This window comes from Saccharopolyspora sp. NPDC050389 (genome assembly GCF_040655595.1).
Lineage (GTDB): Bacteria > Actinomycetota > Actinomycetes > Mycobacteriales > Pseudonocardiaceae > Saccharopolyspora.
Genome location: NZ_JBFAKG010000112.1, coordinates 21,788 through 28,614 on the forward strand (window position 1 = coordinate 21,788; position 6,827 = coordinate 28,614).

Sequence of the window (6,827 nt, forward strand, 5' to 3'; positions counted from 1 at the left end):
CGCTCAACCGAGATTTCCCCGATTCACAGCCCGCCGCTGTAACTCGACAGCCTCGTGTACACGCCTGGCGTGTTCGGCCGGCCGCAGCCCGTGCCGTAGGAGACCACGCCGATCAGGCGGTTGTCCGCCACGATCGGGCCTCCCGAGTCGCCCCCGCAGGCGTCCGTGCCGCCCTCCGGGAATCCCGCGCAGAACATGCTCCGGCCGTCGTAGTTCGGGTAGGCGGTCCGGCAGGTTTCGTCAGTGGTGACCGGCACCTCCATCGAGCGCAGGGTGTCCGACGGCGGCCCCGACTCGCTGGTCCGTCCCCAGCCGTAGACCCGGGCCATCGTGCCCGGCCGGTACGGCGCCGTTTCGCCCTCGCGCACCATCTCCAGCGGGCGCTGCGGCATCGGCGTCCGCAGGGTCAGCACCGCCACGTCGTCGCCGCTGGTGTAGTCCCGGAAGCCGGGGTGGACCCAGATCTCCTCGACCTCGCCAACCGTGCCGCGTTCCGTGCGCAGGTCGGTGCGCCCCGCGATCGCGCGCAGGTCGTCCGGAGTCCGCTTGCCGCCCGTCATCGGCGCGACCATGCAGTGCGCGGCCGTGATCACCTTGATCGGGCTCACCAGGGTGCCGCCGCAGAACTGGCGGCCGTACTTGTCGGTCAGGGCCACAGCCCAGGGTGCGTCGTCCGTCGCGACGTCGGCACCGCCGAGAACCCGCGCTTCGGGCTGCTCTTCGGCGCTCGCCGCGACCGGGTGCAGTCCGGCCAATGCCGTCACCGCGCCGGTGACCACGAGACGCAGCAGTGCACCACCGCGTGCCGCTCCGGTCCTCCGCTCACTGCCACGCCCCACGTCGTGCCTCCAGCTGTCGCCGATCTTGCCGAGCGCACACCGTAGTCACTCCGATACCGGAACATCACGAGGCGCAACTCACACGTCAGCAGGAAAATATTTCGTTAAGATGGATGACATCGGGAAATTTTATGGAGCAGGCCGCCGCGGGCGGCTACTCATCCTTCCCGATCCGTCACGGGCCCGGAACGCACACAGCGCCGGGCCCGCGAATTGCGCCTGAACAGGTGACAGAACTACGCCCGATCAAGTGATCACTGCCGCATGCCGTCGCGAAGGAGGAACGCTGTGCTCCTGGATCTGACCCCGCTGCCCGCATTCCTGCTCGCCAGCATGGTCGTCGTCCTCACCCCCGGCGTGGACGTCTTCCTGCTGCTGCGCACCTCGCTGAACTCCGGCCGCCGAGCAGGGCTGTTCGCGCTCGCCGGCATCCACACCGCGAGCATCATCCAGGTCGCGGTGGTGATCTCCGGGCTCGGCGCGCTGATCACCAGCAACCCGGCGGTGCTGTCCGTCCTGAAGTGGATCGGCGCCGCCTACCTGGTCTACCTGGCCGCGACGATCCTGCGCGGGCTGTGGCTGACCAGGAGGGAATCCGCCGCGGGCACGCTCACCACGGCCCCGGCGGATGCGGCGAACCCCTACCTGCGCGGCCTGTTCAGCAACCTCACCAACCCGAAGATGCTGCTGTTCAGCCTGGCGTTCCTGCCGCAGTTCGTCGGTGCCGCCGCGCAGCCCGCTCTGCAGCTGGTGCTGCTCGGCGTTGTCTTCCTGGTGCTGGCGGCGATCTGGGAGCTCGCGATCGTGCTTGGAGCAGCCCGCATCGCCACCCGGCTACAGGACCCCCGCGTCGCGAAGTCGCTCGATGTGGTCAGCGCGGCGGCGTTCCTGACCATCTCGGTCGGGCTGGTCGCGAGCTGACACCACGACGCACGTCACCAGCGCCAGGCCGCCCAGCACCGCAAGCACCACCGGCGCCGCGACGACGGGCTCCAGCAGGCTGACCACGAGCGGCGTGCAGAAGCCGAGGTAGGCGACCACCCAGAACGCCGCGGTCAGCCTGGCCAAAGTGGACGGTGGCGCGATGCGACCGACCACGGTCAGGCAGAACGTCACGCAGAAGCCGTAACCGGTGCCCAGCAGGAGGTCGGCGAACAGCGCCAGTCCCGGCCGCACCAGCCACGCCGCGATGGCCGCCAACGCGAGTCCGGCGGTCATCGCGAGCAGCCCGACGACGGCCGGTGCGCGCTCACCGCGCCGCGCGACGCGCCGGGCCAGGGGCTGCACCACCGCCCCGAACCCCGGCGCGAGCAGTGCCGCCACCCCGGCATAGACCAGCTCGAACCCGGGCACTTCCGAGGCAACCTGCCCGGGAAGCACGCCGAACGCCACCGTCGGCCCGACGAACACCCACAGCGCGACCGGCAGCACCAACCGCCTGAACCGCGGATCCCGGATGCCGCTGCTCCGCGAGCCACTCTGGGCCTCGCGCGGCCGCGTCTCCGGGCACGACAACGCCAGCGCCAGGCCCGCCACGCACAGCACCAGGTGCGGAAGATAGGCGATGACCAGCGGATTCGGGCCCCACTGCGCGATCAATGCGGACACCAGGCCGCTCACGCTGAACCCCAGCGACAGCAGCACCCCGGCGCGACGCGCCCCCACACCGTCCTCGACCGCGGTGCCGAACGGCGGATGCGACAGGTCGCGCACCCATGCGCTGCCCGCGGCCAGGACCGCGCCCGTGCTGACGCCGGCCAGCAGCCGTCCCACCACGAGCCACGGCGTGGCGATCACCCCGGCCATCAACGCGGCGGTTCCGGCCACGCTGATGGCGATCGCGCCGAACACCACGGGCCGCCGGCCGTACCGGTCGCCCATCGGGCCGCCCAGCAGGAGCCCGGGCAGCAGCCCGGCCACGTAGAGCACGAGCAGGCCGGTCACGGCCTGCCCGGACAGCCCGAACTCGGACTGGTATCCGGCGAGCAGCGAGGAGAACTGATTCGCGCCCCAGCCCGCCGCGGTCAACAGGAACGCGGCAGGCAACCACTTGTTCTGCACGGCATCGGTTCTATGCCGGTCGGACGCGCGACCGCACCGGCCGTTCAGGATTCGTGAACGCGGCCGTGATCTGCGCCTCGCCATCTCTTCCGCGCTGCGGAAATCCGATGCCGTTTGGTCTGTTTTGCCGGAACCCGACGGCGCGGCGCGGCGTTTCGCCCGTGCTCTAGGGCGAAACTGCCCGGTGCCACCCCTTCCCGTGCTTCGTACGCTGCAGGTATGGACTTGCGGCGGTTGGCGTCGTTTCTGGCGGTCGCCGAAGAAGGTCACTTCGGCAAGGCCGCGACGCGGTTGTTCCGGTCGCCCGCGTCCGTGACGGCACACGTCCAGCAACTGGAGCGCGAACTCGGGGCGCAGCTGCTCGACCGCTCCCCGGTGCGGCTCACCCCGGCCGGCGAGCGGTTCGTCGGGCACGCGAGGTCGTTGCTGGCGGCGATGGACGCCGCGGTCGCGGACGTGGCCGAGGCAGCCGCCGAATCGACGCTGCGGATCGGCGTCATGAGCAACGGCTCGGCCGAACTCACTCCCGCCGTTGTGCAGGCCTTCCACCGCGCCCGCCCGGAAATCCAGGTCGAGTTCGTGGCGCTGGACTTCACCGAGCACGTCTCCGCGCTGGTGCGGCACAAGGTCGACGTGGCGTTCGTGCGGCCCGCGCCGGACGACGAGCGGATCGCGGTGGACGTGCTGACCACCGAGCGGCGGATCGTGGTCGTGCCGGCGACGTGGGAGCTGGCCGAGGCGCCGGCGGTGCGGCTGACCGACGTGCTCGATCTGCCGTTCATCGCGCTGCCCGACCACACCCCGCGCCAGTTCGCCGACTACCTCTACTTCGCCGAGGCGCGCGGCGGGCTGTCGCCGCACCGCAGCAGTTCGCATGCCGTGACCCCGCACGAGGTTCTGACCACGGCGGCGGCCGGGCGCGGCGCCGGATCGGCGCTGGAATCGTTCCAGCGCTACTACCCCTGGCCGGGCACGGTCTGCGTGCCGGTGCTGGACGCACCGCCGGAGCACAGCGTCCTGGCCGCCCGAGCGGACGACCGCAACCCGGCGGTGCGCACGTTCCGCTCGCTGGCCGCCAGCCTGGCCCGGGACCTCGGCCCGCAGCTCCGCCTGACCGCCACCTGACTCGGTCAGCTTTCGCGCTGCAGGCCTTCCAGCAGCAGCCGGGCGTTCTCCCGCACGTGTTCGACGTCGTCGGTCGCGGAAAGCCGCCGGACGATCTCCACCAGCTCGAGCCAGGGCCGATACCCCGTCGCGACGACCACCGACTGGCGGACCCCCGGACCGGTGTCCGCCGCCAGCGCCCGGAACCGTTCGACCATTTCCGCGACCGGCTGCTCGGGAGCCGTGAACGCGGCGGCATATGTCGCCGCGAGCCGCTCATCGCGATCACTGCCGGGCCGCCAGCGCTTCCGGGAATTCCCAGAGCTCGCAAGATTGCTCGAACAGCTCCGCCGTCTCGACATGGAACGGCCGGGGCGCTCCAGCTGCGCCCCGGCCGCGTCCGTTCGGGTCAGGAACCCAGTTGCGCTTGGACGTCGTCGTGGTAGGTCGCCACGCGGGTGTAGATGCCCGGGGCGTTGGGCCGGGCGCAGCCGTTGCCCGTGGAGACGATCCCGACCAGCTTGTTCTCGACCACCAGCGGTCCGCCGGAGTCGCCCTGGCAGCTGTCCACGCCGCCCTGCGGGAATCCGGCGCACACCATCGCGTCGGACTTGTACTGCGGGTACGCCTTCTGGCAGTCCTGGTCGCTGACCAGCGGCACGTCGGCCTTCTGCAGGGTCTGCGAGGCCTGGCCGCCTTCGGCGGTGGCACCCCAGCCGAGCACTGTGGACGTCTTACCCACTTCGTAGAGCGAGGTGTCCTCCTTGCCGGCCACCGCGAGCGGCTGCTGCGGGAGCTCCTGGTCCAGGGTCAGCACGGCGACGTCGGCGCCGCTGTTGGCGTTCTGGAAGTTCGGGTGCACCCAGATGCCGGTGACCTTGGCGACCTTGCCGTCGCTGGTCTGCTTGTCCTCCCGCCCGGCCACGACCTGGACGGTCTCCGGCTTCTCCCCGGAGACGCAGTGCGCCGCGGTCACGATCTTGTTCGCCTTGGCGAGCGTGCCGCCGCAGAACTGGTTGCCCTGGGTGTCGGTCAGATACACCACCCACGGGTGATCGACGATCTTGGCGGGCTGACCGCCCACGATGGGCGGGGCCTTGGCCTCCGACATATCGCGGTCCGACGCGTTCGCCGCCGTCGTCAGCAAGCCCGACGACAGCGTCGCCGCCGCCAGCAGCCCGGCCCCCGACCACATCCGGCGCCTGATGTCTGCCATCACGTTGCCTCCTCCCCCGGAGCCATCGGCACGCCGTCGTTCGACCTGCCACCTCCGGCTCGACCAAGAGTGTCCATTAGAAAGAGGATCAGAACCCGTTTTTGGATACACCTGAGTTAAGCAAGGCAATCCGATCGGGTGGAAAATCAGCACATATACCACTCGAACGACTTACCTAGACTGTCCAAATAGGACATCCGTTACGTGAGTGATCGCCTTGCCGAGGAACGAGTAGTTCCCCGCTTGCGGAAAACCCAGTCCGAAAACTGCGCTTCCAGATCCGGGCAAACCTCGCGGAGATCGTCGAGCATCGATGCGTCCGGCACAGCCCGGCCGCCCGCAGAAGGTGTTCGATCATACCCACGGGTTGGACTTGCGCAGGCTGCTCATCGAACACGCAGGGCTCGGCGAGCTCGATGCACATCCGGGCGTCAACCAGTCAGTCCACTGTGGCCGCCAGCGCGAAAGCGCCTTTGTAGCCGTGCCGAGCATGTCCGGGTTCCGCTTCGGGTTGACCACGCGGGGCGAGAAATTCCCAAATTCAGACAAAATCGGAAAGCCAACCCCAACAACACCCGATCGCCACGGAACTCCCGATTTCAGGCGAAATCGGGAAGCTCAGTAGCCCGCGGTGAGGTCGACGACGCCGAGCAGCGGCTCTCCCGCGAGGCGGCGGCGGACGTTGTCCTCCACCCGCCGCGCCAGGGCCGGGATCAGCAAGGACTTCGGGTTCGCGGAGTGCGGCGAGATGATCGCGCGCGGGTGCTGGAACAGCGGATGCCCGGCAGGCAGCGGCTCCGGGTCGGTCACGTCCAGCGCCGCGCCGCCGATGCTCTCCGCGTCCAGCGCCGCGACCAGCGCATCGGTGTCGACCAGCGATCCGCGCGCGACGTTGACCAACCACGCGTCGGGCTTCATCCGGGACAGCGCGTCGGCGTCGATCAGCCTCGCCGTCTCGGCCGTCGCGGGCGCGGCGACCACGACGAAGTCCGACTCGGCCAGCAGTCGGCGCATCCCGGAGGCGTCGTCGGCCGAGCACGTCCAATCCGCCCCTTCGACCGGCTTCCCGGAGCGGTTCACCGCCAGCACCCGGACGCCGAAGGGCCGCAGCAACTCCATCAGCGCCCGGCCGATGCCGCCGGCGCCGATGATGCCGACCGCGGCGCCGGTGAGGCTGCGGATGCCGGCCGGTCGCGCCCAGTGGTCCGCGCGCGCCACCGCGTGCAGCTGCCGTGCCCCGGCCAGCATCAATCCGAGCGTGTGCTCGGCGACGGTCTCGGCGTAGGTGCCCGCCGCGGAGGTGAAGGTGATCCCGTCGCGCAGCGCGCCGGCGGTCACCCAGGTTTCGATGCCGGCCGACGGCAGCTGCACCCATTCCAGGCCGGGGTGGTCCAACTCGGCGAACCGCTCGGGGCCGCTGCCGTACCAGACCAGCGCGGACGCCTCCGCCGCCGGACCGATCTCGGCGCCGGCCGCGACGACGGCCGCCGCCAGCTCCGGCGGCGCGATCGGACCAATGTGGACCTTCACGACTTCTCCATCTCGGCTCGGGTCGGGGGGGGGGGGTTGGGGGGGAGATAGGCAAAGCAGAGGACACGAGCCGCGCC

The 6,827-nt window shown here is 70.3% G+C and carries 7 protein-coding genes; 2 read left to right on the forward strand and 5 right to left on the reverse strand.

Annotated features, from left to right (window positions below; translation table 11 throughout):
• Nucleotides 1-23: 23 nt before the first annotated feature.
• Entirely contained in the window at nt 24-839 is an 816-nt protein-coding gene (locus AB0I53_RS42940; protein WP_358615191.1) for a serine protease, read from the reverse strand.
• Nucleotides 840-1,127: 288 nt separating this feature from the next.
• On the opposite strand from AB0I53_RS42940, the gene AB0I53_RS42945 reads away from it, so the two are divergent.
• Nucleotides 1,128-1,760 carry a LysE family translocator gene (locus tag AB0I53_RS42945; RefSeq protein ID WP_358615193.1) on the forward strand — a complete coding sequence of 211 codons (633 nt, stop codon included), beginning with the start codon at nt 1,128-1,130 and terminating at the stop codon, nt 1,758-1,760.
• Here AB0I53_RS42945 and AB0I53_RS42950 read toward each other — a convergent pair.
• Nucleotides 1,674-2,900: an MFS transporter gene (locus tag AB0I53_RS42950; RefSeq protein ID WP_358615195.1), complete on the reverse strand. Its 1,227-nt coding sequence runs from the start codon at nt 2,898-2,900 to the stop codon at nt 1,674-1,676. The genes AB0I53_RS42945 and AB0I53_RS42950 overlap by 87 nt on opposite strands.
• Before the next feature lie 219 nt (nt 2,901-3,119).
• Here AB0I53_RS42950 and AB0I53_RS42955 point away from each other — a divergent pair, with 219 nt between their 5' ends.
• Nucleotides 3,120-4,025, forward strand: a complete 906-nt coding sequence (locus AB0I53_RS42955) for a LysR family transcriptional regulator (RefSeq protein ID WP_358615197.1) — start codon at nt 3,120-3,122, stop codon at nt 4,023-4,025.
• Nucleotides 4,026-4,030: 5 nt separating this feature from the next.
• Here the strand turns inward: AB0I53_RS42955 and AB0I53_RS42960 are convergent, their stop codons facing one another.
• The 3 genes from AB0I53_RS42960 to AB0I53_RS42970 all read right to left on the reverse strand — a co-directional run bounded on the left by AB0I53_RS42960 (nt 4,031) and on the right by AB0I53_RS42970 (nt 6,750).
• Nucleotides 4,031-4,222, reverse strand: coding sequence for a hypothetical protein (locus AB0I53_RS42960; RefSeq protein WP_358615199.1), 192 nt, complete (start codon nt 4,220-4,222; stop codon nt 4,031-4,033).
• A 191-nt stretch (nt 4,223-4,413) separates the two neighbouring features.
• Nucleotides 4,414-5,220 carry a serine protease gene (locus AB0I53_RS42965; protein WP_358615201.1) on the reverse strand — a complete coding sequence of 269 codons (807 nt, stop codon included), beginning with the start codon at nt 5,218-5,220 and terminating at the stop codon, nt 4,414-4,416.
• A gap of 618 nt (nt 5,221-5,838) precedes the next feature.
• Nucleotides 5,839-6,750 (reverse strand): D-isomer specific 2-hydroxyacid dehydrogenase family protein, encoded by a 912-nt coding sequence (locus AB0I53_RS42970; protein ID WP_358615203.1) that lies wholly within the window; start codon nt 6,748-6,750, stop codon nt 5,839-5,841.
• Nucleotides 6,751-6,827 lie beyond the last annotated feature (77 nt).

Excerpts from the sequence above, each read along its gene's own strand:
- AB0I53_RS42955 (WP_358615197.1), top strand. The coding sequence starts at position 3,120 with ATGGACTTGCGGCGGTTGGCGTCGTTTCTGGCGGTCGCCGAAGAAGGT.
- AB0I53_RS42965 (WP_358615201.1), bottom strand. The coding sequence starts at position 5,220 with ATGGCAGACATCAGGCGCCGGATGTGGTCGGGGGCCGGGCTGCTGGCG.
- AB0I53_RS42960 (WP_358615199.1), bottom strand. The coding sequence starts at position 4,222 with ATGGTCGAACGGTTCCGGGCGCTGGCGGCGGACACCGGTCCGGGGGTC.